Here is a 23,369-nt window from a genome sequence, read left to right as displayed (position 1 = left end):
ACAGCTTCTTTCGGTATGCACCACCCGCCACCCCCACCCCCCCCCCCGCGGGGGGGCCGGCCCGGCCGGCCCGCCCCGCCCCCCCTCTCCGCTGTTCTCCTCCGCGAGTCCCGCCCGTCCGGCGGGACTTACTGACCGAGCGGGTCGAAGGGGTTGTCCGTCCCGGTGTCCGTCGGTGAGCTCGACGGGCTGCTCGAAGTCTGCGACGGGCTCGGTGACGACGGTGTCTGCGAGGGAGTCTGCGACGGTGTCTGCGAGGGTGTCCGGGACGGGGTCGGGCTGAGGGTCGGCGTCGACGACGGCGTCAGGGACGGGGTGGGGGTGGGCGTCGGGGTGTAGGTGGGCTGGACGGCCGCGCCCTGGGTGGTCTCCAGGTCGAACTTGCCGCCGCTCTTGGTGACGCCGAACATGTAGGCCGCCCAGATCTGCGCGGGGTAGCCACCGCCGTTGATGCGTCCGGTGCCGGGGATGAGACCGGTGGCGCCGGTCAGCGGGACCTGGCTGCCGGTCTTCGCCTCCTGGCCGAAGAGGCCGACCGAGGTGACCAGGCCGGGCGTGTAGCCGGTGAACCAGGCCGACTTGTTGTTGTCGGAGGTGCCGGTCTTGCCCGCGACCGGCTGTCCGTCGCGCTTGGCGTTGTCCGCGACCGACACCTTGGCCGTACCGTCGTCGACCACGCCCGTCAGTACCGAGGTCACCGTGTCGGCGGCCTCGCGCGGCACGACCTGGTCGCCGATCGGGTTCGGGAAGTCGACGTTACGGGTGTTGTGCTCGACCTTCTTGACGACGGCCGGGGTGACCTTCTTGCCGTGGTTGTCGAGGGTGGCGTAGACGCCGGCCATCTGCAGCGGGCTCGCGCCCATGGTGCCGAGGGTCTGTGCCGGCACCGCCTGGAGGCCGGAGGTGTCCATGCCGAGCCGGCCCGCGACCTTGAGCACCTTGTCCATACCGACATCGACGCCCAGCTGCGCGAAGACCGAGTTGATCGACTTGTTCATCGCCGTCTGGACGGTGACCTTGCCGTAGTCCTGGTCGTCCTCGTTCTGCGGGGCGAAGCCGATGTCGCTGCCGACCACCGGACGCCGGCTCGTGCCGTCGTAGATGGTGTCGGCCGAAATCAACTTCCCGGACTGGGTCTTGGCGCCGTCCGCCAGGGCCGCCGCCAGGATCACCGGCTTGAAGGTGGAGGCGGGCTGGTAGTCGGTGCGGGTGGCGTTGTCGGTGAAGTGGGTCACGTAGTTCACACCGCCGTACAGCGCCACGACCGCGCCCGTCGCGGGGTCGACCGAGGCGGCGCCCGCCTGGACGTTCCCGTCGACCTTGCGCTTCTTCTTGTCGAGCTTGCTGGTGAGCTGCGCCTTGACGGACTTCTCCAGCGCGGCCTGCTTCTTCTTGTCGATGTTGAGCGTGATGGTCCAGCCGCCGGCGTTGACGATCGCCTCGGCCTCCTTGACGTTGGACGCCTGCCCCTGGGCGACCAGCTGCTTCTCCAGGGCGGTGTTGGCCGCGTCCACCAGGTAACCGGTCTGCCCCTCCATACCGGGGTCGGCCTTGGGCGCCTTCGGCACCTCGAACTTCAGGGACCGGCGGGTGGCCGAGTCCAGCCAGCCCTCCTCGACCATGTTGTCCAGTACGTAGTTCCAGCGGGCCTGGACCAGCTTCTTGCCGGTCTCGGTCGCGATCGCCCAGTCGTACTGGTTCGGCGCCTGGAGGAGGGCGGCGAGGTACGCGCCCTGGGTGACGGTGAGCTTGTCGGCGTCGACGCGGTAGTAGGCCTGGGCGGCGGCCTGGATGCCGTAGGCGCCGCGGCCGTAGTAGCTGGTGTTGATGTACCCGGCGAGGATGTAGTCCTTGGACTTCTCGCGATCCAGCTTCAGCGAGATGACCATTTCCTTCAGCTTGCGCGTGACGGTCTGGTCCTGCGTCAGGTAGTAGTTCTTGACGTACTGCTGGGTGATGGTCGAACCGCCCTGCGCGCCCTTGCCGGAGAGCGTGTTGAACAGGCCGCGGGCGGTGCCCTTGAGGTCGACGCCGGCGTCCTTGTAGAACGTCTTGTTCTCCGCGGCGACGAAGGTCTTCTGCACCTGCTTGGGCACCTGCGAGAGATCGACGACCTCGCGGTTGAGCTCGCCCTTGCGGGCCAGGACCGAGCCGTCGCTGTACTTGTAGACGTTGCTCTGGAGCTTCGCGTCGGCGTTGCCCGCGGGGATGCTGATCATCATGTAGAGCACGATGAAAGCGCCGATGCCGAGCAGACAGAGGCCGAGGAAGGTGCCGAGGATCTTCTTCCAGGTGAAGAGCCGGCGTATGGGACTCTTACCGCCGCCTTCACCCCCGGCCGCCCTGGACGCGCGGCGCCCGGGCGCCACGCGGCGATGGGCGTGCTGCCGCGCTCGTCTCTCTTCCGCTCGTCCCATGGGTCCGTCCGCTCCGCTTCCTTCTCGGCTGTCACTCGGGTGCGTGGCTCGGGTCAGCTCAGAAAGCTAACACTCGCAGTTATGACAAACGCCCGTCGATCCGGCCTTTTACGGACGTGACAATCAGCACCCGCACACAACGGAACTGACGTATCAGGGGATATGAGGGTTGCGCGGGACGGGCAATTCGGGGCCGGGCGGTCCCCCGGCAAGACCCGGCCGGCCGCGCGCCGGGCCGCCCGCCGCCCGCCCTCACCTCAGTAGCACAACCGTGACAATCGGCTCCGGCCTGCGCAGTCGCACGCCCGGCCACGCTCTGAACACTCCGTGTATACACCGTGGGTATACGCAGTGTGTAGAGTGCTCCGCATGTCCATCGGTCACACCCTTTTGGGACTCCTGGAGTCCGGGCCGCGCCACGGTTACGACCTGAAGCGCGCCTTCGACGAGAAGTTCGGTCACGACCGGCCGCTGCACTACGGCCAGGTCTACTCGACGATGTCCCGCCTGCTGAAGAACGGCCTCGTGGAGGTCGACGGGATCGAGGCTGGCGGCGGCCCCGAGCGGAAGCGGTACGCGATCACCGACGCCGGGATCACCGACGTACAACGGTGGCTCGCCACGCCGGAGAAGCCCGAGCCGTACCTCCAGTCGACCCTCTACATCAAGGTCGTCCTCGCGCTGCTCACCCACCGCGACGCGGCCGACGTGCTCGACACCCAGCGCGCCGAGCACCTGCGCATGATGCGCATCCTCACCGACCGCAAGCGCCGGGGGGATCTCGCCGACCAGCTGATCTGCGACCACGCGCTCTTCCACCTGGAGGCCGACCTGCGCTGGCTGGAACTGACCGCCGCGCGGCTCGACCGGCTCGCCGAGGCGGTGGCCAAGTGACCCATCCCGCCGGCTCTCTCCTCGCCGCCGAGGAACTGCGCAAGGTCTACGGGCCGACCACCGCGCTGGACGGCGCCGAGTTCTCCATCCACCCCGGCGAGATCGTCGCCGTGATGGGCCCCTCCGGGTCCGGCAAGTCGACCCTGCTGCACTGTCTCGCCGGGATCGTGACGCCCGACTCCGGCTCGATCATGTACAACGGCCGCGAGATGGCGACCATGAGCGACGCCCAGCGCAGTGCGCTCAGGCGCACCGAGTTCGGGTTCGTCTTCCAGTTCGGCCAGCTCGTGCCCGAGCTGACCTGCGTCGAGAACGTCGCCCTTCCGCTGCGGCTGAACGGCACCGCACGCAAGGAGGCCGAGCGCACCGCCCGGTCCTGGATGGAGCGGCTCGAGGTCGACCACCTCAGCGGCAAGCGGCCCGGCGAGGTCTCCGGCGGCCAGGGCCAGCGGGTCGCCGTCGCGCGCTCGCTCGTCACCAGCCCCCGGGTGCTGTTCGCCGACGAGCCGACCGGCGCCCTGGACTCGCTCAACGGCGAGCGGGTGATGGAACTGCTCACCGAGGCGGCCCGCTCCTCCAACGCGGCGGTCGTCCTCGTCACCCACGAGGCACGGGTGGCGGCCTACTCCGACCGCGAGATCGTCGTACGGGACGGCAAGTCCAGGGACATGGAGCGCGTCGTATGAACGTGCGCCAGTGGTCCCGGGATCTCGGCCTGGGGATGCGGTTCGCCTTCAGCGGCGGACGCGAGGGGTGGATCCGGGCCGGGCTGACGGCGGTCGGGGTCGGCCTCGGCGTGGCGCTGCTGCTGCTCACCACGGCGATACCGAACGCGCTGGCCGACCGCGACCACCGGGACAGCGCCCGGGACGACTTCAGGTTCGGCTCCCCGCAATTGGCGAAGAAGGACGACACGCTCGTCATCGCCCGCGTCGACACCACGTTCCGCAGTACGGACGTGCGCGGCCGGCTGCTGGAGCCCGAGGGTGCGCGGGCACCGCTGCCGCCGGGCGTGGCGGAGTTCCCCGCCAAGGGCTCCATGGTCGTTTCGCCCGCGCTGAAGAAGCTGCTCGGGTCGGGCTCCGGCGCCCTGCTGCGCGACCGCCTGCCGTACCGGATCACCGGCACCATCGCGAAGCCCGGCCTGATCGGACCGGCCGAACTCGCCTACTACGCGGGCGCCGACGGGCTGGAGAACCATCTGTCGGGCGGCTCCGTGGAGCGCATCGACTACTTCGGGCCGTCGAAGCACAACACGCCCGACAAGCTGGACCCGGTGCTGCTGCTGCTGATCCTGCTGGTCTTCATCGTGCTGCTGATGCCGGTCGGCGTCTTCATCGCGGCGGCCGTACGCTTCGGCGGCGAACGCCGGGACCGCCGGCTCGCGGCGCTGCGGCTGGTCGGCGCGGACGGCCGGATGACGCGCCGGATCGCGGGCGGCGAGGCGCTTGCCGGAGCCCTGCTCGGGCTCGTCCTCGGCACCGTCTTCTTCCTGACGGGCCGTCAACTGGCGGCCCTGCTCAGCGTGCGGGACATCAGCGTGTTCCCCAGCGACCTCGATCCGTCGCCCGCGCTGGCCGTGCTGGTCGCGGTCGCCGTGCCGACCGCCGCCGTACTGGTGACGCTGTTCGCGCTGCGCGGCGTCGTCATCGAACCGCTCGGCGTGGTCCGTACGGCGAAGCCGCCGAGGCGCCGGCTGTGGTGGCGGCTGCTGCTGCCGCTGGGCGGCCTCGCGATGCTGTACCCGATGATGGGGCAGGGCGACGCCAACGGGAACTTCAACCAGTGGCTGGTGACCGGCGGCACGGTCCTGCTGCTGGTCGGAGTCACCGCGCTGCTCCCCTGGATCGTCGAGGCCGTCGTGTCGCGGCTGAACTCCGGCTCGGTCTCCTGGCAACTCGCTGTCCGCAGGCTCCAGTTGAGCAGCGGTACGGCCGCCCGCATGGTCAACGGCATCGCCGTGGCGGTGGCCGGGGCGATCGCGTTGCAGATGCTTTTCTCCGGGGTCGAGGGGGACTACACCAAGGCGACCGCCAACGACCTGGACCGGGCCCAGGTGGAGGTCTCGCTGCACTCCGGCGTCCCGTCGGCCGAGGCGGCCGGCCGGCTCGCCAGGACCAAGGGGGTGTACAGCGCGTCGGCGATCTCGCTCACCTCGGTCGGCGAGCGGGCCCGCGAGCCGCAGAACGAACTGGAGGTCGCCGTCGGCAGTTGCGCGGAGCTGCGTGAGGTGGCCCGGCTCTCCTCCTGCCGGGACGGCGACGTTTTCAAGATCAGCGGCGGCGGGTCCGACCCGGTGCCGGGGAAGGTCGTTGCGGCGGGCCGCACCGTGTACTTCAACCCGTGGTACTCCGGGTCCACGGCCCACCCGGCGCCCTGGAAGGTGCCGGCCGGTCTGAAGGCGGCCGCCCCTCGCAAGGACCCGACCGGGTACGAACGCGGCGGTCTGCTGCTCACCTCGGGCGCGCTGCCCGCGGACGCGGCGGCCGGTCTGACCCCGAAGGCGTACGTCCTGCTCGACTCGTCGGTGCCGGACGCCCCCGACCAGGTGCGCAACACCGCGGCGCGGCTGGATCCGCTGGCGGAGGTGGACGTGCTCTCGGCCACCCGGGAGTCGGTCCAGTTCCGGTCCATCCGCACCGGGCTGTTCGTCGGCGCCACCTGTGTGCTGCTGCTGATCGGCGCGAGCCTGCTGGTCTCGCAGCTGGAGCAGTTGCGCGAGCGCAGGAAGCTGCTGTCGGCGCTGGTCGCCTTCGGCACCCGGCGGCGCACGCTGAGCCTGTCGGTGCTGTGGCAGACGGCGATCCCGGTCGGACTGGGCCTCGCCCTGGCCTCGGTGGTGGGGCTGACCCTCGGCGCGGTGCTGCTCCGGATGACCGGCTCGACCATCCGGGTCGACTGGATGAGCGTGCTGGCGATGAGCGGGATCGGCGCGGGCGTCGTGCTGGCGGTGACTCTGCTCAGCCTGCCGCCGCTGCTGCGGCTGATGCGACCGGAGGGTCTGCGCACGGAGTAGCGCGCACCGGACGCACGGCAGCGGGTCCCCTCCCGTCGCGGGGAGGGGGCCCGCTGCCGCGCGTCCCGTTCTCTCAGAGGCTGTACTCCCGCACCACGCGCCGTACTTGGGCGAAGAGCATGCCCACGTTGACCGACTTGCGGCAGACGACCACCGCGACCACGTCCTGCTGCTCGTTCATCCGCACGAACAGGTGCGTGAGGTTCTCGCTGTTGACGAGGATCTCCTGGAAGAAGTGGTGGTCACCGGTGACCCCGCGCCGCTCCTTGAAGACGTCCTCGATCATCACGACCGTCCGGCCCTGGAAGAGATCGAGGGTGGCACCCGCCAGCAGGTCCAGGACCTCGGGCGGATGGTTCTCCACGGTCTCGTACGACAGGAGCATGCCGGTCGACATGTCCACCACCCCCGACGCGACACAGTCCGGAGCGTCCGTGCGCAGCGATTTGACCAGGCCCATCACCTGGTCGGAGAAGCCTGGAGTCATACGTTTCGTCGCCATCCCTTCACACTCCTTCTGCGGCCTTCTCGGTGAGTACCGGGGCCCTCTCGGTCAGGATCGACTCGATGCGGTCGAGGACCGGCCGGGTCGCCAGGTGCAGGCGGTCCACGTCCATCCCCTCGTCACCGAGCACGACCATCAGGGCCGTGTCGCCCACCGCGTAGAAGGCGGCACAGCCGTGACTGCCGTACGCCACCGTCTGGCGCAGCGCGCCGCGGGCGGTGGCGTCGGCGGTACGGCGGGCCAGCCCGAGGCCGGCCGCGGCGAGGGCGGCGAGGCCCTCCGGGTCGATCGAGTCGGCGGTGTCCGCCGCGATGAGCAGTCCGTCGGCCGCGGCGACGGCGGTGTCGGTGATGCCGGTCACCTGTTCGCGCAGTGCGCGCATTTCCCATGCCAGGGCTTTGTGATCCACGTACTCAACTCCCCTGTGGCTGAAGGCTTTTCTTCGGTCCGTTCATCTGTCCGTCTGTCTGCGCACGCTGGTCATTTCGTTGTTCCGGTCATTTCGTTGTTCCGGTCATTGCGTGGTTCCGGTCATCTCGTGGTTCCGTTCCGCATGCGGAAGAACCCTTTCCAACCCGCCCCGCTCTTCTCCGGGGCGAGAGTTCCGGTGATGCCGCTGGCTCCGGGACTGCGGCGGGGCAGTACGGCGGGTTCGGCGGGCAGCGGCGGCGCGGGCCCGGGGGGCCGTTCGCGGTGGTGGACGCCCAGGCCGTCGGGGAGGGCGAGGACCGGGATCGGCGGGGGTGCTCCGGCGCACTCCATGAGCCCCTCGCCGAGCATCCGCGCCACCTCGACGGTGACCGCGTAGACCCCGCGGCCGGTCCGGAAGGCGAGGTCGCGCGCGGTACGGCGGCCGTCGGCGTGGGCGAGCAACTCCTGTTGCGGCACGCTGAGTCGGGAGTCCTCGCGGAGGGCGGGGAGAGGGCGCTCCCGGTCGGGGCGCACGGGATGGGGCAGCGCGCTGATCGCGGCCAGCCTGCGGGCTGCCTCCTGGAGCAGCCGGCCGGGCGTCTCGCCCACCGCGACCGGCGCCAACGGCCCTCTCCCGTGCGCGCGTTGACACTCGTCGACCTGCCCGGCGACGGTCGCGAAGACGGCGTCGCGCAGCGCCAGCACGCAGACGACCCGGAGTTGGGCGGCGCCCGCGTAGCCGTGTGCGATCAGCCCGGCCGCCGGCCAGTCGGAACCGCCCGACTCCCGTACCAGGTCGGCCCATTGCTCGCCGTCGATCCGGCCGGAGCGCAGCAGCAGCGCCTCCGGCCCCGGAGCGCCGGGACTCTCCACCGCGATGACGAGACCGCCGCGCAGATGGAAGGTGCCGCCCGGACGGCCGACCGCCCGCAACTCCCCCGTGAACTCCTCGCGCCCGCAGTCGGCCAGAGCCCGCCACAGCAGTTCGCCACCGGGCAGGCCGAGGGAATCCCGCATGCCCGACCTCGCTCCCCTTGGCCTTTCGCACACGCGCCTGACGTGTACGCCCGAGGAGGTAGGAGTATCAGTCCGCGCGCATATTCCGGGGGGTCTCTCGCTACCTGCCCCTCGTTGCGGGAAATTGCCGTCTCCGGGCGTTCGAATGGCTTTGTACGAAGCTCATTTGAACGAATCGGAACGGCTCGACGGCGGCTGTCCACCACCCGCGCGGGCAGTGACCCGAGCGGCACGACGCACCCGAAATCCTGGACGCGGAGCGGGAGTTCTACGGCACCGGGCACGCGCGGGGGTACGGCGAGCGGCAGGGAACGGCGGGCGGTGCGGCGCCCTACGCGGAAGCGGTGCTCTCCACGCCGGGCGCCGCACCGGACCGGACCCCGCTCACTTCTGCTGGGCGGGGTCCTCGGCGTTCTCCCCGACGACGGCTTCGGGGACCGTGTCCGGGGGTTCGTCCCCGCCCCGGTCGGTCTCCTTCGCCGAGGCCGAGGCCGACGTCGGCACCGAAGCCGGGCCGGCCTGCTGCGGCAGACCCGCGTCACCGCTGTACGCGCGCAGATAGCCCACGACCGTGTTCGTCACCGCCACCAGCGGCACCGCGACCACCGCGCCGCCGATGCCGGCGATCATGCCGCCGGCCGCGACCGAGAGGACGACCGCGAGAGGGTGGACGCGGACGGCCCGGCCGAGGATGAAGGGCTGGAGGATGTGGCCCTCGATCTGCTGCACCGCGAGGACCACGCCGAGCGTCATCACGGCGGTGAAGACGCCCTGGGTGACCAGGGCGACGACGACGGCCAGCGCGCCGGACGCCACGGCGCCCACCAGCGGGATGAACGAGAACAGGAAGATGAAGACGGCGAGCGGGACGGCCATCGGGACGCCCAGGAAGTAGATGCCCAGGCCGATGCAGATTGCGTCGATCAGGGCCACTATCACCGTGCCGCGCACATAGGCCGTCAGCGTGCGCCAGGCGCGCGGGCCGGCGCCCGCCATCGCCGGCCGGGCCGCCGCGGGCACCAGCTTCAGCGACCACTCCCAGATCCGCCGGCCGTCGTAGAGCAGGAAGAGCGTCGAGAAGACGGTCAGCAGGATGCCGGTGAGGCCCTCCACGACGACCTGGACGCCCTCCAGGCCGACCGAGGTGATCTGGTCGGTGTTGGCGCCGACGGCGTCGCGCAGGTTCTTGGCGATCTGGTTGATCTGCTTGTCGGTGACGTGGAAGGGGCTCCGCAGCAGCCACTTGCGCAGATCGTCGATGCCGCTCTGGATCTGGTCGGAGAGCGTGTCGATGTTCTCCATGACCTGCCAGGTCACGAACCAGCCGATCAGCGCCATCACGATGAACCCGAGGATGGCGGTGAGCGCGGTCGCGAGGCCGCGCGGCAGACCGTAGCGCCGCAGCCGTGCCACCGTCGGCTGGAGCAGCGCCGTGATCAGCAGGGCCGCGACGAACGCGAGGACCACCAGCTGTACGGCGCTGATGATGCGCATCAGCACCCAGACGGTGCCGGCCAGTACCAGCAGCCGCCAGCCCGCCTCGGCCGCCACCCGTACCCCCCAGGGCACCGCGACGGCGGGGTCGGGGCGCGCGGCGACGACCCGGACCGGTGTCGGCAGCGGCGACGCGTCCACCGGCACGACCGGTACGACCGCCACGACGGCGTCGTCCTCCTGCTGGACTTCGGCGCGGCGCTCGTCCAACCGCTCACCCATCTCGCTCAGTCCGGCACCTACCCGGCCGAGCCACCCTGGCACTCGCGACATGATGCGTCCTCTTCCCCCGTCGTTCCCCACCACTCCCCCCTTGGAGTCGTCGCGTCCGACCGTACAGGGCGAAAGCCCCTCCCCTGGAGACGGGGAAGGGCTTCGCGAGGTGGAGCGGACGCGCTGTCGGGCGCGTTACTAGTACCAGCTGTTCGCCTGCCAGAAGGACCAGGCCTCACACGGGCTGCCGTAGCGGCTGTCCATGTAGTTGAGGCCCCACTTGATCTGGGTGGCCGGGTTCGTCTGCCAGTCGGAGCCGACGGAAGACATCTTGGAGCCGGGCAGTGCCTGGAAGAGGCCGTAGGCGCCGGAGGAGGCGTTGACGGCGCGGTAGTTCCAACTGGACTCGTGGTCCACGATGTTGCTGAAGCACTGGAACTGGCCGCTGGGCACCACTGCCGCCGCCATCGCCTTGATCTGCGCGACGGTGTAGGAGCTCTGGACCGGGAAGCTGGCCGCGGAGACGCTCTTGCTGCGGCTGGCGGCCGCAACCTTCGCCGCCGCACGCTCCTTGGCTGCCTTCTCCGCCTTCTCGGCCGCGGCCTTCTTGGCCACGGCGGTCTCGGCGGCGGCCTTGCGGGCGGCTGCCTCGGCATCCTTCTTGGCGCTCGCGTCGGCCTGGATGGCCTGGGCGTCGGCCTGCTGCGTCAGGGACGCGGTCTGCACCTGGGCCTGCTGCCCTGTGGGGATGTCCGCCAGGAGCGTGGTGTCGGCTGCCGTCGCTTCGGCGTCATTGTTCTGCGCCTGCGCAACGCTGCCCGAGGCAACGCCTACGACGCTTCCGACGGCGGTGACCGCGGTGGCCGAGGCCACTGCGAATCCCCGGACCGAAATCCGGCTCACTCGGTTTCCTTCCAGCATCGCCCGCCTCGGTGACCCTGGCGGACGCAATCGTGCCCCTGAACGCTGGCCTCCCCACTACGCGGGTCACGGGAGGCACGGGCCCGGTGGGCGACTCCCGCACGGGGAGCGCCACATGAAGCGCGGGCGGCATACGACTACGCTGTTGAGTTGGCTTTGCTGCATCAAGTGGTGCCGTGTACCGCTGGGGGTACAGGTGTGTCGTATGCGGGGCCTGACAGGACTGAGACTCTGCCGTAACCGGACGCCAAGTGGCAATTCCGAGTTGCGTGTGAAAGCTCACACCCGGTTTGCCCCACGGGATTTGAGGAAATCCCCACGCACGAAGGCGCCGCCCGGCTAGGCTTGATGCCTTTCCCGGACGGCGCCAACTGCCGCGTAACCGACCCTTATTGGGCCTTGGTGCTCAAATCTGCCCGTCCTCCAGCATTTCGGTCACAAGAGCCGCGATCTGGGACCTCTCGGACCGGGTCAGCGTGACGTGGGCGAAGAGCGGATGCCCCTTCAGTTTCTCCACCACGGCGACGACACCGTCGTAGCGGCCGACCCGCAGATTGTCCCGCTGGGCCACGTCGTGGGTGAGGACCACCCGCGAGTTGGCGCCGATCCGGGACAGAACGGTCAACAGGACGTTCCGTTCCAGGGATTGGGCCTCGTCGACGATCACGAACGCGTCGTGGAGCGAGCGGCCGCGGATGTGCGTGAGCGGCAGGACCTCCAGCATCCCGCGGGAGGTGACCTCCTCGATGACCTCGCGGCTGGTGACCGAGGAGAGGGTGTCGAAGACCGCCTGCGCCCAGGGGCCCATCTTCTCGGCCTCGGAACCGGGCAGGTAGCCGAGTTCCTGCCCGCCCACCGCGTACAGCGGCCGGAAGACCATCACCTTCTGGTGCTGCCTGCGCTCCAGTACCGCCTCAAGTCCCGCGCAGAGCGCGAGAGCCGACTTCCCGGTGCCGGCCCGGCCGCCCATCGAGACGATGCCGATGTCCGGGTCGAGCAGGATGTCCAGCGCGATGCGCTGCTCCGCGCTGCGGCCCTTGAGCCCGAACGCCTCCCGGTCGCCGCGGACGAGCCGTACGTTGCCCTCGGCCGTGACCCGGCCGAGGGCCTTGCCGCGCTCGGACTGGATGGTCAGGCCCGTGTGCACGGGCATGTCCGCCGCCTCCGGGACGTAGGCGTGGCCCTCCTCGAAGAGGATGTCCACCTGCTCGCCCGGCAGCGTCAGTTCGGACATTCCGGTCCAGCCGGAGGCGTCCGTGATGGCGAGTTCGGCGCGGTACTCCTCGGCGAGGAGCCCCACGGACGAGGCCTTGATCCTGAGGGGCAGATCCTTCGACACGACCGTGACGTCGAACCCCTCGGCCTGAAGGTTGCGGGCGACCGCGAGGATGCGGGAGTCGTTGTCCCCCAGGCGGTAGCCGCTGGGCAGCACGCTGGGGTCCGAGTGATTGAGCTCGACCCGGACCGTCCCGCCGAGTTCCCCGATCGGGATGGGGGAGTCGAGGCGGCCGTGCCGGACCCGGAACTCGTCGAGCAGGCGCAGGGCCTGCCGGGCGAAGTAGCCGAGTTCGGGATGGTGCCGCTTGGCCTCCAGCTCTGTGACCACGACGATCGGGAGCACGACTTCGTGCTCGTCGAAGCGGCTGAGCGCGTTGGGGTCGGCCAGCAGGACGCTGGTGTCGAGAACATAGGTGCGCCGGTCAGGCATACGGCGCTTTGTGCTGGTCACCACGGAAGGACGTACCCCCTCGGAAGAGGTCGGGGAGCGACGGAGAGGAGCTGGACCGGTCCGGGCCGCGGTGCGCGGGCCGGAGACCGGCCCTCCGTCTCGCCCGTACTGACCGCACGGTCGGGCTGGTGCAAAGGGCCTCCCGGGCGGACGGCCCCGTGCCGTCCGCTGAGATCCGACACCCGTGGTTCGGGCGTCGACCTGCTAGGTCTATGCCCTCGAACGAGCGTCGCCATGCCATGACATGAGGCGGCGCGCCGGTGAACTCCTTGTTACGTCCGTGCCGGAGGGGGTATGCGCTCCGGCCGTGTCCGGGCCGGTCAGCCTCCGTAGCGCCGGTGGCGCGCGGCGTAGTCGCGCAGGGCCCGCAGGAAGTCGACCTTGCGGAAGGCGGGCCAGAAGACCTCGCAGAAGTAGTACTCGGAGTGCGCCGTCTGCCAGAGCATGAATCCGGACAACCGCTGCTCCCCGCTGGTACGGATCACCAGGTCGGGGTCGGGCTGGGCGCCGGTGTAGAGGTGCTTGCCGATGAGGTCGACGTCGACGGCCTCGGCGAGCTCCTCCATCGAGGTGTTCTTCTCGGCGGCGTCCAGGATCATCGAGCGGACCGCGTCGGCGATCTCCTGGCGGCCGCCGTAGCCGATGGCGACGTTGACCAGTATTCCGTCGACGTGCTCGGTGGACTCCTCGGCCTCTTTCAGGACGGACTGCATGCGCGGCGGCAGCAGGTCCCGGATGCCGACGTGGTGGACGCGCCAGCGGCCGTCGGCGGCGAGGGAGCCGACCACGTTCTCGATGATGCCGAGCAGCGGGCCGAGTTCCTCCTGCGGGCGGTCGAAGTTGTCCGTCGACAGCAGCCACAGGGTGACGACCTCGACGTCCGTCTCGCTGCACCAGCCGAGGAACTCCTCGATCTTGTCGCCGCCGGCCTGGTGTCCCTGGACGGTGGTGGAGCCGGCCGCCTTCGCCCATCGCCGGTTGCCGTCCATGATGACGCCGATGTGCTTGGGCACCTGGGCGTGGTCGAGATGGCCTCCCACCCTGCGTGTGTAGAACCTGACCAGCAGGCGGCGCAGGGTGTCGCGCAGGTTCACGTGTTGTCAGCCCCTCCGTGCGAATCGGACAGGCGCGGCCTGAAGCGGCCCTGAGAGTGCGGCTCGGCGCAGCGCTGCCCGTATGGCGGTCCCCCGGGGGGCGAAGCCTACCCCCGCCCGGACCCGGCTCTTCCGAAGGGTGACCGGGCACAAAAAACGGGCCGGTCCGTGGGGGGATACGGACCGGCCCGAGGGGGGGTTTCCACCATAACCCTTTGTAAGTGATGCCGCGCGCATCGGCGTGTCACAACTACTCTCCGGAGTCGCCCGGCAACACCCCGAGGAGGTCGGAACGCCTGATTCCGGCTCCGGTCATGGCCGGTTCACGGCGGATCGCCTGGTGGGAGCGGAGAAGAAGCGGAGATCCGGCGAATACCGGGAGGTCTGCCGGTTCACGGGGCCATCAGGACGCTCGCCCGCGTGTCGCCCGCAGGGGGTACCCCGTCGGCGAACGTCCGCTTGACGGAGACGGCACCGCGCGGCCCCCTCCTCCGCACGGTGCCCACCGCGCGGCTTTGCTCACGCGAATATCGTTGGCCTGAAGCTACGTGAGGACGAGGGCGGCAGGTGAGCCGTCGCCGGCAACGATGTGAAAACCCCGTGGCGGAACGGGCGCCCAAGGCCTCAGCGCTCGCGTTTTCGCGCGTCGAAGAGGTGCCGGGTGCTGTGCGCCACGAACGGGCCGTGCCTCTCGATCCGCTCGTGCAGGGCGCGGAGCCGGGGCTCGTACGCCTCCGCCGTGAAACCCGGGACCATCCAGATCACCTTGCGCAGGAAGTGGACGACCGCGCCGATGTCGTGGAACTCCATGCGCAGCCGCTCCGCGCGCACTGCGCCGACGTCGAGCCCCGCGGCCTCGGCCTCCGCGCGCTCGCCGTCGGGGTGCCGGGCGCCCGGTACGCCCGCCGCGCGGGACCCCAGGAACCACTCGGAGAGCTCGAAGACGCTGCGGGGCCCCACGTGTTGGGCGAAGTAGGTGCCGCCGGGTTCGAGGACGCGGGCTATCTCGGTCCACCGGGGGCACACCGGGTGGCGGCTGAGCACGAGGTCGAAGGCCCGGTCGGCGAAGGGCAGCGGGGCGTCCTCGGGGACGGCGACCACGGTGACCCCGCGCGGGCGCAACAGGGCGGTCGCCCTGGCCGTGTTGGGCGGCCAGCCCTCGGTGGCGGCGACGAGCACCGGCGGCCGCTCCGCGGCGGCGAGGGAGAGGTCGAGGACCTCTCCTCCCCCGGTCTGGATGTCCAGGGCCGCGGTGGCACGGGCGAGGCGTCCGGCGGCGGAGCGCGCGTATCCCCACGAGGGGCGGGCCTCGGTGGCCCGGCCCTCGAACCAGGAGAAGTCCCACCCGTCGGTGGGTACGGCGGCCCCCTCGGCCACCAGCTCCTCGAAACGGCTCGTCGCGTCGCTCATACGGAGATGGTGGCAGGGCGGTGCCGGTGGGCGCCGCTGGTTTTTCCGGCCCGGCGCCCGACAAGGGCGCCCTGGGGACGGCGGACGGGGCCGTGCGGACCGCCCGTCACCCGACCAGCGGCCGTACCTCCTCGGCGGCGAAGCGTATGAAGCCCTCGGGGTCCGGTTCGTCGCCGGTGGGCTGGAGGACGACCGTGTCGGCGCCGGCTTCGGCGAGACGCCGGACGGCCTCCGCGACGGTGGCCGCGTCGCCCGCCACTCCCGTGCCGGAGGCCGACTCCACGCCCTCGGCGGCCAGTTCGGCGCGCAGGCGGGCGCCGGCGTCGGGACCGGTCGCGGTGAGGAGGTAGACGACGACCCGGTGGGGGTCGGTGCGAGCGGCCGACCGGCGGCCCTCCTCGATGAGCAGGCGGGCCCGGCGGACGCCGTCGGGGGAGGTGGCCGCGGTGAGGACCGTACCGTCGGCCGCCTCGCCGGCGAGGCCCAGGGAGCGCGGGCCGGTGGCACCGGCGTAGATCTCGACGGGGTGCTCCGGCGGCCAGTCGAGGGCGACGTCGTCCAGCGTGACGTACCGCCCCTCGACGGTGAGCCGCTCACCCCGCAACAGGGCGCGCAGCGCGCCGAGATGCTCGCGCAGCAGCGTCACCGGCGACTCCGCGCGCGCCCCGACCTGCCCCATCCACGCCTGTACGCCGTGGCCGACGCCCAGGATCACCCGGCCCGGGAAGAGGCGGTGCAGGGTGGCGGCCTCCATCGCGGTGACGGCGACGTTCCGCAGCGGTACGGGCAGCAGTCCGACGCCGACCCGCACCCGCTCGCTCCACGCGAGCGCCGCTGCCGCCGCCGAGATCCCGCCCTCGCGAAAGCAGTCCTCCCACAGCCAGAGTTGCTCCAGTCCCGACTCGTCGGCGAGCCGGGTCACGGCACGCAGTCGCTCGGGGGGCAGTTGGGGCCGGAAGACAGCGCCGAGTCCAGTCATGGATCTTCCCCTACCCGGACGACGGGGGCCGTCAATCGCCGTGACCGGCACGGTTGTTGAGCTGAGCCGTACGGTCCTCCGGACGGGCGGGGCACCTCGTCGGCCGGCGGGGGCGGCCCGTCACCGCCTCACGCGGTCGCGGCCGCCCCCAGCAGGAGGCCCGTGAACGCGCCCCCGATCATGAACGGCCCCAGCGGGATCGCCGACTTGCGGCCCGCCCCGCGCAGCACGACCATGCCGAGGCCGTACAGGGCCCCGTAGAACAGGCCCGCGCAGCCGCCCGCGACGAGGATCGGCCAGCCGTACCAGCCGAGGGCCGTGCCGAGGGCGAGGGCGAGCTTCACGTCGCCGAAGCCCATGCCGGCCGGGTTGAGGAGGAAGAGCGCCAGGTACGCGGCGCTCAGGGCGACTCCGCCGAGCAGGGCGGTGGGCCAGGAGCCCGCGTCGGCCGGGAGCGCCGCCGCACCACCAAGGAGCGCGAGGACGGCGGCGGCGAGGGGCAGGGTCAGCACGTCGGGGAGGCGGTGGACCCGGTGGTCGATCAGGGCGAGCAGCACGGCCACGGGGGCGGTGAGCAGCCATACGGCGAGTTCGGGACGGGGTCCGGTGGCCGCGGCGAGGGCCCCGCAGACGAGGGCCGTGACGGTGGCCACGACCACCGCGGACGGGCCGTAGCCGCCGCAGGTTCCGGCGCAGCGGGCGGGTCCGAGCCAGCCGGCGAGCGGCCCGGTGATGGGGTGACCGGCGGGGCACGCGGCGCTCCACGGCTGCCCGGGGTCGACGGAGAACCGGTGCGCTGCCCGCGGCAGCAGCAGCCCGGCACCCGCGCCCCACAGGACACCCGCGACGATCAGAAACTCGCGCACGCCGGGACCCTATGCCGGGGCCGCCGGACGCGGCATGGGCCCGTGGGCCCATGTAGGGCCTACTCCCCGGTGGATACGGTCGGTGGGCACCGGATGCCGAGGCAGAGCGGGAAGGCGGCCTGACATGGGACGACGCTGGCGTGACGGGCGGGGGAAGCTGGTCGTGCAGGGGGCCCGGGGCGCGGTCGCGGTCCCCCTGGAGGTGGCGGCCTCCTACGGGGCCCGGACGAAGGGGCTGCTGGGGCGGGACGGGATCGACGGGGCGATGCTGCTCTCCCCGGCGAGCAGTGTGCACACCTTCCGGATGCGCTTCCCGATCGATGTGGCGTATCTGGACCGGCAGTTGACGGTCGTCGCCGTGCACACGATGGAGCCGGGGCGGCTGGGGCTGCCGCGGTTGCGGTCGCGGCACGTGCTGGAGGCGGAGGCCGGGGCCATGGCGGAGTGGGGGCTGGGCGCCGGGGCGCGGGTCACGGTGGAGACGACGACGTAGCGGTGGCGGCCGTCGCGACGGGGCGACGGGCGACGGGCGACGGTGGCCGTTCGCCCGGTCGGCTCAGCCCGGCCGGCCGCCGTCCGCGTGGTCCTGTTCCCAGCGGCGCATGTCCTCCGCGTTGCCGATCCTGATGCCGAAGGGCCAGCCGGGGTCGAAGAACAGCCAGTGGCGGCTTTCCAGTTCCAGGGCGAGGCAGGTGAGCGCGGAGTCGCCGGGGCCGAGGCCGGCGCCGGGCCGCGGGTACGGGCGGACGGTGGTGCAGCGCAGCCGGGTCCATCCGTCACCGAAGAGCTGCTCGCCCTGGGAGGAGAGGGCCAGTTCGTCGCCCTCCTCGGCGATGGCCTCGAAGAGGTCCACCCCGGCCAGCGAGACGGCGTCCACGAGCTCGGCGTCCAGCCGCCCGTACTGGCCGGCCGACTCCAACCGCAGCGCCCCCTCGTCGAGTTCGACGAAGACGACGAGCGGCTGCGGCACGAACCGCGCGATCCCGGCGACCGTCTCGTCCTGGTCGATCCGGCCCGGCACGAGGACATCGGTGACGTACCGGTCGCGCAGCGCGTCCTCGATACGGCTCCAGGGGGTACGGCTCCCGGTGGGAGGGGTCACTGCTGCTCCTGTCGCCCGGCCGGTGCGGCTCACTCGGCCCTCTTGGTGATCTCGATCGACGTGTCCAGGCCCTCGCCGGTCTTCAGCGCGGTCCAGAAGTCGCCGTTGTCGCGCAGGACGATCGTCACGCCGTTGCCACGGTAGATCAGTCCCTCCGGCTCGCCCTTCTTCAGCGTGCCCTTGCCGACCAGCTTGAAGGTGCCGTTCTCGATGGTGGCCTGGATGTCCTGGAGGAAGCGCGGGCCGTCCTCCTTGAGCTTCTTGTACTTGGTGCCGAGCGCGTCCTCCACCAGTTTCTTGTGGCGCAGGAAGTGGTCCTTGAACTTCTTCGGGTCGCCCTGGCCGACGGTCGGCCGCTTCGCCGCCTCGACCTCCGCCTTGTCCATCCGGCCGGCGGCGTGGTCGGCGTCGTCGGCCTGTTCGCGGGCGTCCTCGGCCTCCTTCTCGGCGTCCTCGTCACAGCCGTCCTCGGCGAGGACGACGTAGGGCGAGGCACCGGCCGCCAGGACGGTGGTGGTGGCGCCGCCCGGGACGGGGCCGGCGCCGCCGCCGTAGGGGACGCGGCGGGCCGGGGCGGAGACGGTGCAGCCGGTCTTCCTGGCCTTCTCCTCCGCCTCCGCCGCCGCGTCGTCGGCGTCCTTGGCGGCCTTCTCCGCGGCGGCCAGGTCACCGGCCTTCGCCGCCTTCCTGGCCCTCTCCGCCGCTTCGGCGGCCTTCTCGGCGAGCTCGCCCAGCTTCCCTAGCCTGCCGACCTTGCCGAGGTCGCCGACCTTCTCGACGACCTTGCCGACGTCGTAGCCGGGGATGAAGAGGGACCCGACGTTCCACAGGACGTGGCTGACGGCGCGGGTCTTCTGCCCGTGGTTCCAGTCGTCGGCGACGTCGTCCCCGACGAACACGTCGTAGACGACCGTGCCGCCGGTCTTCAGCGACGCGCCGCCCCAGTCCCATAGGGCCCCGCCGTAGTCGCCGTCGGCCCACTTCTTCGCGGCGCCCCGGGAGTTCTTCGTCCAGTCCGTGCCGAGCTTCTTGCCGTAGTCGCCGATGCCCTTCACGGTGTCGACGGGGTGGCGGACCAGGCCGTAGATGCCGGTGAGGTCGCCCCAGACGCCGTCCACGCCGACGCCCTGGCCGACCTGTTTGACCTGGTCGCCCGCGCAGCCGAAGAAGGCCCCGACGCCGGAGAAGCAGCCGTCGTCCTTCCCGCCGTCCTTCTTCTTCGCCGAGACGGGGACGGCGGGCGTGCCATCTCCCTTGTCCCGTACGGACGTTGTGTCCGTACCGTCGCCTCCGCGGGCCGGTGCGGGACAGCCGGCGCCGGTGACCTTGCAGACCTCCGACCGGATGCCGTCGAAGATCCGCGGACCGAGACCGCCGACGAGCAGGGCGGTGACGAGGGCGACGACGATCGCCACGAAGCCGAGGTACTCGACGGACGTCTGTCCCCCGTCGTGCCCTGGGCGGACCAGCCGGGCCAGGGAGAACGGCCGGCGTTCCACCCGGTCCAGGACGGGCAGCCCGTACCACTCCCGGCTCTCCGGCCGGAGCACGAAGCAGAGGACGAGCACCGGGAGCAGGAGCTGCGTGCCGCCGCGGGCGGAGCCGGCGGCGACATGGGCGAGCGCGCCGACAACCGACCAGACCTGTACGGCGACCAGCCCGCGCCGGACCCGGACCCCGCCCTCCCAGCTACGCCGGGCCAGCCACCAGCCGAGGACCCCGGGCGCGGCCCCGTAGGCGACGAGCCCGACGGTCTCGCCGTCGAGCACGCCGTACGACGCGGCGGTCGCCAACAGGCCGAGCCCGCCGACGACCGTCACCGCGAAGAGTGTGTGGACCAGCACCAGCGCGACGCGGACGGAGTCGGGCATCGCCCGGCGCCCGCCCGTCCCGGCCGGCCCCCGCCATCCGCCCGCGGGCCCTGGCACTCCCCCGTAAGAGGCCATGTCTCACCCGTCCCCCGACGTCAACGGTGCGCAACACCGCCAGAACTCAGAGAGGTTACGGACCCACGGTCATCCGCGCATGGGCCCGTGGGCCCAACGCGGGCCCACGGGGGGGGTGGGCCCCGGGGGCCTGCGCTCAGTCTCCCGGTCGGGGGAACGTCACCTCGACGCGCCGGTTCTTCTTGCGGCCCGCTTCCGTCGAGTTGTCGGCGATCGGGTACTGCTCGCCGTACCCGCGCACCTCGAAGGTGATGGCCGGGTCGTTGAGGTCGGAGTCCAGGACGGCCTGTACGGCGTCGGCGCGCTGCTTGGACAGCACGTCGCCGTGGGCCGAGGAGCCCAGGTCGTCCGTGAAGCCGAAGACGCGGACCTGCGTCGCCTTCTGCTTCTTGATCTCGGCCGCGATGGCGTCGATACGGGACTTGGCCGCGGCGCCCAGCTTGGCGCTGTCCTTGCCGAAGAGGACCTCGGCCTGGAGCGCGAACGTCACGTCGGAGTTGGTGTCCTCGCGGCGTTCCTCGCCGCCCTGGTCCTCCACGACGGACTTGATGTCGAGGACCTTGGGATCGGCGAGGGTCGCGCCCTCGGGCAGTTTCAGGTCGGGGTCGGTCGGGTCGACCTTCACCGGCGCGGACGCGGTGGCCTCGGTGCCCGGGGGCACGCTCGGGGCGGGCGTGTCGTCGGCGCGGGCCGCCACCGCGCCGACGATGTTGGCGGCGACCATGATCGTGGCGGCGGTGATCGTCACGGCGAGGCGTGGAGTGGTGGTCACTGTGGCCTCATCCGGAGATCTTGATCGTGCCGCTGGAGAAGGTGGGCAACTCGAGTGTCACTTGGCTGGCGCTCGTCGGCGGTGCGGGGAACTGCATGAAGACCGGGATCGTCTGCCCCGCCTCGATGGTCGTGAGACCGGTCGTCGTGAGCGGGCGCCCGTCGGTGTCCCGCAGTACGTAGTAGCGCTTCTTGCCCTGGGAGTCGATCAGCGAGGCACCGCCGAGGGACGTACCGTGCTTGAGGATCTCGGTCTCGTCACCGCGCACTTCGGCGGGGATCACCACTGACTGCGACGCGTCGTTCTTGAACTGGCCGTTCAGCGTGAGGAATCCGCCCGAGTCCCGCTGGGCCGAGGTGATCTGGAGAAGGAGTCCGCCCCCACCCTTGAGTTCGGCCAGGGGGGTCTGCGGCTGCGTCTCCTGAGCACTGGTTCCCGCACCACTGCCCTGCGAGGCGGACGCCGAGGAATCCGGCTTCTTGTCGTCTCCGCCCCCGCTGCCGCAGCCGGACGCACCGATGGCCAGGCCGGTCACGAGGGCCAACGCGACCATCCCCCTGCGGGCCTGCGCAGTGAACCGAACGCTCATCGCTCTGCTTCCTTCATCACTCGTCGTTCGCTTGTCAGTCGGCCAAATGGACGTCGAAGAGGTCCGCGGGTCCCGGGAGGGAGGTGGGGTTCTGCGGATCCGGATTCCAGGTCTTCTGGTTGTCGCAGAAGAGTTCCGGCAGCACGCCGCCGGTCCCGGTGCCCGTACCGGGGAGCTGGAAGTGGCAGAGCGGTTGGACGACGGCCGTAGCGCTTGCCTTCGACCTCTTGTGCGCCGTGATCGGGACGACGGACCGGCCCATGGTCTCCCTGGTCTGCACAACGATGTCGTAGCCCACGCCGTGAGACGTCGGCAGACATCCCTTCAGCACGGCGTCGTTCTGGCCGGCCAGCTGACCAGCCCGCGCACACGCACCGGGAGCCGTCCCGGCGCCGGCGAAGATGGGGCCCCACTTGGTCGGATCGAGTAGGTCGGTCACCCACTGGCCCGCGAGTTCGTCCCGGAGGTCCTGAGCCGCGGCGAGCGCCGCCGCGTCGGCGGCGGTCTGGGCACCGCTGCGGTTCACCGTGGCCTGGCCGACCGCGAAGTAGGCCAGCGCGAGAAAGAGCAGGCCCCCCACCACCGTGATGTAGATGGGAAAGACCTGCCCTGAGTCGCTGTACCGGCGCGGTCCGCTCAAGGGCCACCGACCTTGCTGATGATGCTCGTGATCTTGTTGAGGATCGCGGTGCCGATGCTCGTACCCCCGATCGCGACCACGATCGCCACCACCACGGCGATGATGCCCAGGTACTCGACCGCGGTCTGTCCCCTGTCGCCCGCGCGGCGCTGGACGGCCTGGACCGTCGTGTTCCTCCAGCCGCTCATACGGACCTGCGTCGCAACGGCGGTCTTCAGCATCAGGTCGCTCATGGTTTTCCTCTCCGAGTGAGGCGTAACCGGCTTCCTCCTTGCCGGTGCCGCTGACGCAAGCACGGTATGCGGCGCCCGCGGGTCCGACACAGGGCCCGTGGGCCCAATCCGGGGCCCAAACCGAGGCCCGGAGCCGGTCTTCCCCTCCCGCTGCGGCCATGGCGGATCACCCCAGCCCTCGGTGCGAACCCGGCGCGGTACCCAGCCACTTGGCGGCGGCCTCGGAGCGGCTGGTGCTGTGCAGCTTGGCGAAGATGCGGTTGATGTGGTTCTTGACCGTCTTCTCGCTGATGAAGCACAGGGCGGCGATCTGCCGGTTGTTCATGCCGGCCGCGATGTGGTCCATGATCTCCACCTCCCGCGCGCTCAGTTGGAACCGTGACCTGTCGACGGCGGCCGGCCGGCCGCCTGTCCACCCAGACGACGACTGTCCCACATTCGGTTGCATTTGCGAAAGGTTTTCTGAAGAACTGTTTGAGGGGTGGGCAGTTGGCGAGTACTGAGCATGTGCACTCGCACCGAATTGCGGCTCCTGGGAACCCAGGCCCTCGGGCAGGGACGGGCCGCCCTGTCCCTGCTCCGGCCGCTGCCCGTACCCCTCACGCAACTGGGCGAGCAGCGCACCCGCCGCCGTGGCGCTGAAGTGCGCCCGGCCCTCCCTGATGTCCCTGACGGCGGAGACCAGTTCGTCGGCGGTGAACTCGCCGTGGACCAGGTAGCCGCCCGCGCCCCGGCGCAGCGCCTCCTGGACGATCTCCGACTCGCGGCTGTACGTCAGCATCACCACCGGCGCGATCCGCACCAGGTAGGGCAGCGCCGAGATGCCGTCCACACCGGGCATGCGGACGTCGAGGAGGACCACGTCGGGCCGGTGCTGGTGCGCCGCCTCGTAGGCCTGGCGGCCGTCCGCCGCCTCCGCCACCACCGTGATGTCCGGGCGGCCGGAGAGCAGGGCCGTGAGGCCGGCCCGGACCACGGGGTTGTCGTCGGCGACGACGACCCGCAGCGGGGCGGCCGGTGTGGCCGCCGGGAACTGCTCGAAGGGGTTCGGGGGCGGTGACTGCGGAAAACCGGGGGGCGTCGTCTGGTCCGGCATCGGGCGGCCTCCTCTCGGGTCGTGG

22 protein-coding genes are annotated in these 23,369 nt (G+C 71.1%); 4 read left to right on the top strand and 18 right to left on the bottom strand.

Annotated elements, in window-relative coordinates:
* Window positions 1–128 precede the first annotated feature (128 nt).
* Window positions 129–2,417 (bottom strand): transglycosylase domain-containing protein, encoded by a 2,289-nt coding sequence (locus ABZT12_RS07620; protein ID WP_356378864.1) that lies wholly within the window; start codon window positions 2,415–2,417, stop codon window positions 129–131.
* 369 nt (window positions 2,418–2,786) lie between these two features.
* On the opposite strand from ABZT12_RS07620, the gene ABZT12_RS07615 reads away from it, so the two are divergent.
* From ABZT12_RS07615 to ABZT12_RS07605, 3 genes are read left to right on the top strand one after another with little or no spacing between them, the layout of a single operon-like run.
* Window positions 2,787–3,311: a PadR family transcriptional regulator gene (locus tag ABZT12_RS07615; RefSeq protein ID WP_356378862.1), complete on the top strand. Its 525-nt coding sequence runs from the start codon at window positions 2,787–2,789 to the stop codon at window positions 3,309–3,311.
* The gene (locus tag ABZT12_RS07610; protein WP_356378859.1) at window positions 3,308–3,997 is read left to right on the top strand and encodes an ABC transporter ATP-binding protein; all 690 of its coding nucleotides are present in this window, start codon (window positions 3,308–3,310) and stop codon (window positions 3,995–3,997) included. The genes ABZT12_RS07615 and ABZT12_RS07610 overlap by 4 nt, the downstream gene beginning before the upstream one ends.
* Window positions 3,994–6,327 (top strand): FtsX-like permease family protein, encoded by a 2,334-nt coding sequence (locus ABZT12_RS07605; RefSeq protein WP_356378856.1) that lies wholly within the window; start codon window positions 3,994–3,996, stop codon window positions 6,325–6,327. The genes ABZT12_RS07610 and ABZT12_RS07605 overlap by 4 nt, the downstream gene beginning before the upstream one ends.
* A 73-nt stretch (window positions 6,328–6,400) precedes the next feature.
* Here the strand turns inward: ABZT12_RS07605 and ABZT12_RS07600 are convergent, their stop codons facing one another.
* The 10 genes from ABZT12_RS07600 to ABZT12_RS07555 form a co-directional block, all read right to left on the bottom strand.
* A complete protein-coding gene (locus ABZT12_RS07600) occupies window positions 6,401–6,829 on the bottom strand; it encodes a hypothetical protein (protein ID WP_356378853.1) in 429 nt (142 codons plus the stop codon).
* Between the two features lie 4 nt (window positions 6,830–6,833).
* Window positions 6,834–7,214 (bottom strand): roadblock/LC7 domain-containing protein, encoded by a 381-nt coding sequence (locus ABZT12_RS07595; RefSeq protein WP_356379053.1) that lies wholly within the window; start codon window positions 7,212–7,214, stop codon window positions 6,834–6,836.
* A 149-nt stretch (window positions 7,215–7,363) separates the two neighbouring features.
* Window positions 7,364–8,260, bottom strand: a complete 897-nt coding sequence (locus tag ABZT12_RS07590; protein WP_356378850.1) for a MarR family transcriptional regulator — start codon at window positions 8,258–8,260, stop codon at window positions 7,364–7,366.
* Between the two features lie 384 nt (window positions 8,261–8,644).
* A complete protein-coding gene (locus ABZT12_RS07585; protein WP_356378847.1) occupies window positions 8,645–10,027 on the bottom strand; it encodes an AI-2E family transporter in 1,383 nt (460 codons plus the stop codon).
* A gap of 138 nt (window positions 10,028–10,165) precedes the next feature.
* Window positions 10,166–10,870, bottom strand: a complete 705-nt coding sequence (locus tag ABZT12_RS07580; RefSeq protein ID WP_356378843.1) for a lytic transglycosylase domain-containing protein — start codon at window positions 10,868–10,870, stop codon at window positions 10,166–10,168.
* Between the two features lie 424 nt (window positions 10,871–11,294).
* Window positions 11,295–12,620 (bottom strand): PhoH family protein, encoded by a 1,326-nt coding sequence (locus ABZT12_RS07575; RefSeq protein WP_356378840.1) that lies wholly within the window; start codon window positions 12,618–12,620, stop codon window positions 11,295–11,297.
* 317 nt (window positions 12,621–12,937) lie between these two features.
* Window positions 12,938–13,711: an isoprenyl transferase gene (locus ABZT12_RS07570; RefSeq protein ID WP_356378837.1), complete on the bottom strand. Its 774-nt coding sequence runs from the start codon at window positions 13,709–13,711 to the stop codon at window positions 12,938–12,940.
* Between the two features lie 624 nt (window positions 13,712–14,335).
* Window positions 14,336–15,121 (bottom strand): methyltransferase domain-containing protein, encoded by a 786-nt coding sequence (locus ABZT12_RS07565; RefSeq protein ID WP_356378834.1) that lies wholly within the window; start codon window positions 15,119–15,121, stop codon window positions 14,336–14,338.
* Window positions 15,122–15,227: 106 nt separating this feature from the next.
* Window positions 15,228–16,100, bottom strand: a complete 873-nt coding sequence (locus ABZT12_RS07560; protein ID WP_356378831.1) for an LLM class flavin-dependent oxidoreductase — start codon at window positions 16,098–16,100, stop codon at window positions 15,228–15,230.
* A 128-nt stretch (window positions 16,101–16,228) separates the two neighbouring features.
* Entirely contained in the window at window positions 16,229–16,966 is a 738-nt protein-coding gene (locus ABZT12_RS07555; RefSeq protein WP_356378828.1) for an A24 family peptidase, read from the bottom strand.
* A gap of 124 nt (window positions 16,967–17,090) precedes the next feature.
* Here ABZT12_RS07555 and ABZT12_RS07550 point away from each other — a divergent pair, with 124 nt between their 5' ends.
* Window positions 17,091–17,459 (top strand): DUF192 domain-containing protein, encoded by a 369-nt coding sequence (locus ABZT12_RS07550; RefSeq protein WP_356378825.1) that lies wholly within the window; start codon window positions 17,091–17,093, stop codon window positions 17,457–17,459.
* A gap of 63 nt (window positions 17,460–17,522) precedes the next feature.
* Here the strand turns inward: ABZT12_RS07550 and ABZT12_RS07545 are convergent, their stop codons facing one another.
* From ABZT12_RS07545 to ABZT12_RS07515, 7 genes are all read right to left on the bottom strand, one after another.
* Window positions 17,523–18,068, bottom strand: coding sequence for a hypothetical protein (locus tag ABZT12_RS07545; protein WP_356378822.1), 546 nt, complete (start codon window positions 18,066–18,068; stop codon window positions 17,523–17,525).
* Between the two features lie 29 nt (window positions 18,069–18,097).
* Window positions 18,098–19,939 carry a hypothetical protein gene (locus tag ABZT12_RS07540; protein ID WP_356378820.1) on the bottom strand — a complete coding sequence of 614 codons (1,842 nt, stop codon included), beginning with the start codon at window positions 19,937–19,939 and terminating at the stop codon, window positions 18,098–18,100.
* A 211-nt stretch (window positions 19,940–20,150) separates the two neighbouring features.
* The gene (locus ABZT12_RS07535) at window positions 20,151–20,786 is read right to left on the bottom strand and encodes an OmpA family protein (RefSeq protein ID WP_356378817.1); all 636 of its coding nucleotides are present in this window, start codon (window positions 20,784–20,786) and stop codon (window positions 20,151–20,153) included.
* 7 nt (window positions 20,787–20,793) lie between these two features.
* Window positions 20,794–21,375, bottom strand: coding sequence for a hypothetical protein (locus tag ABZT12_RS07530; protein WP_356378815.1), 582 nt, complete (start codon window positions 21,373–21,375; stop codon window positions 20,794–20,796).
* A 34-nt stretch (window positions 21,376–21,409) separates the two neighbouring features.
* Window positions 21,410–22,015: a pilus assembly protein TadG-related protein gene (locus ABZT12_RS07525; protein ID WP_356378812.1), complete on the bottom strand. Its 606-nt coding sequence runs from the start codon at window positions 22,013–22,015 to the stop codon at window positions 21,410–21,412.
* A complete protein-coding gene (locus tag ABZT12_RS07520) occupies window positions 22,012–22,248 on the bottom strand; it encodes a hypothetical protein (protein WP_356378809.1) in 237 nt (78 codons plus the stop codon). The genes ABZT12_RS07525 and ABZT12_RS07520 overlap by 4 nt, the downstream gene beginning before the upstream one ends.
* Window positions 22,249–22,414: 166 nt before the next feature.
* Window positions 22,415–23,344, bottom strand: a complete 930-nt coding sequence (locus ABZT12_RS07515) for a response regulator transcription factor (RefSeq protein WP_356378806.1) — start codon at window positions 23,342–23,344, stop codon at window positions 22,415–22,417.
* Between the last annotated feature and the right edge of the window lie 25 nt (window positions 23,345–23,369).

The sequence above is a fragment of the Streptomyces sp. NPDC005423 genome, assembly GCF_040606415.1.
In the GTDB taxonomy this organism is placed as follows: domain Bacteria; phylum Actinomycetota; class Actinomycetes; order Streptomycetales; family Streptomycetaceae; genus Streptomyces.
Note: the sequence above shows the minus strand (reverse complement) of the source record. Positions and strands in the feature narration are given on the sequence as shown.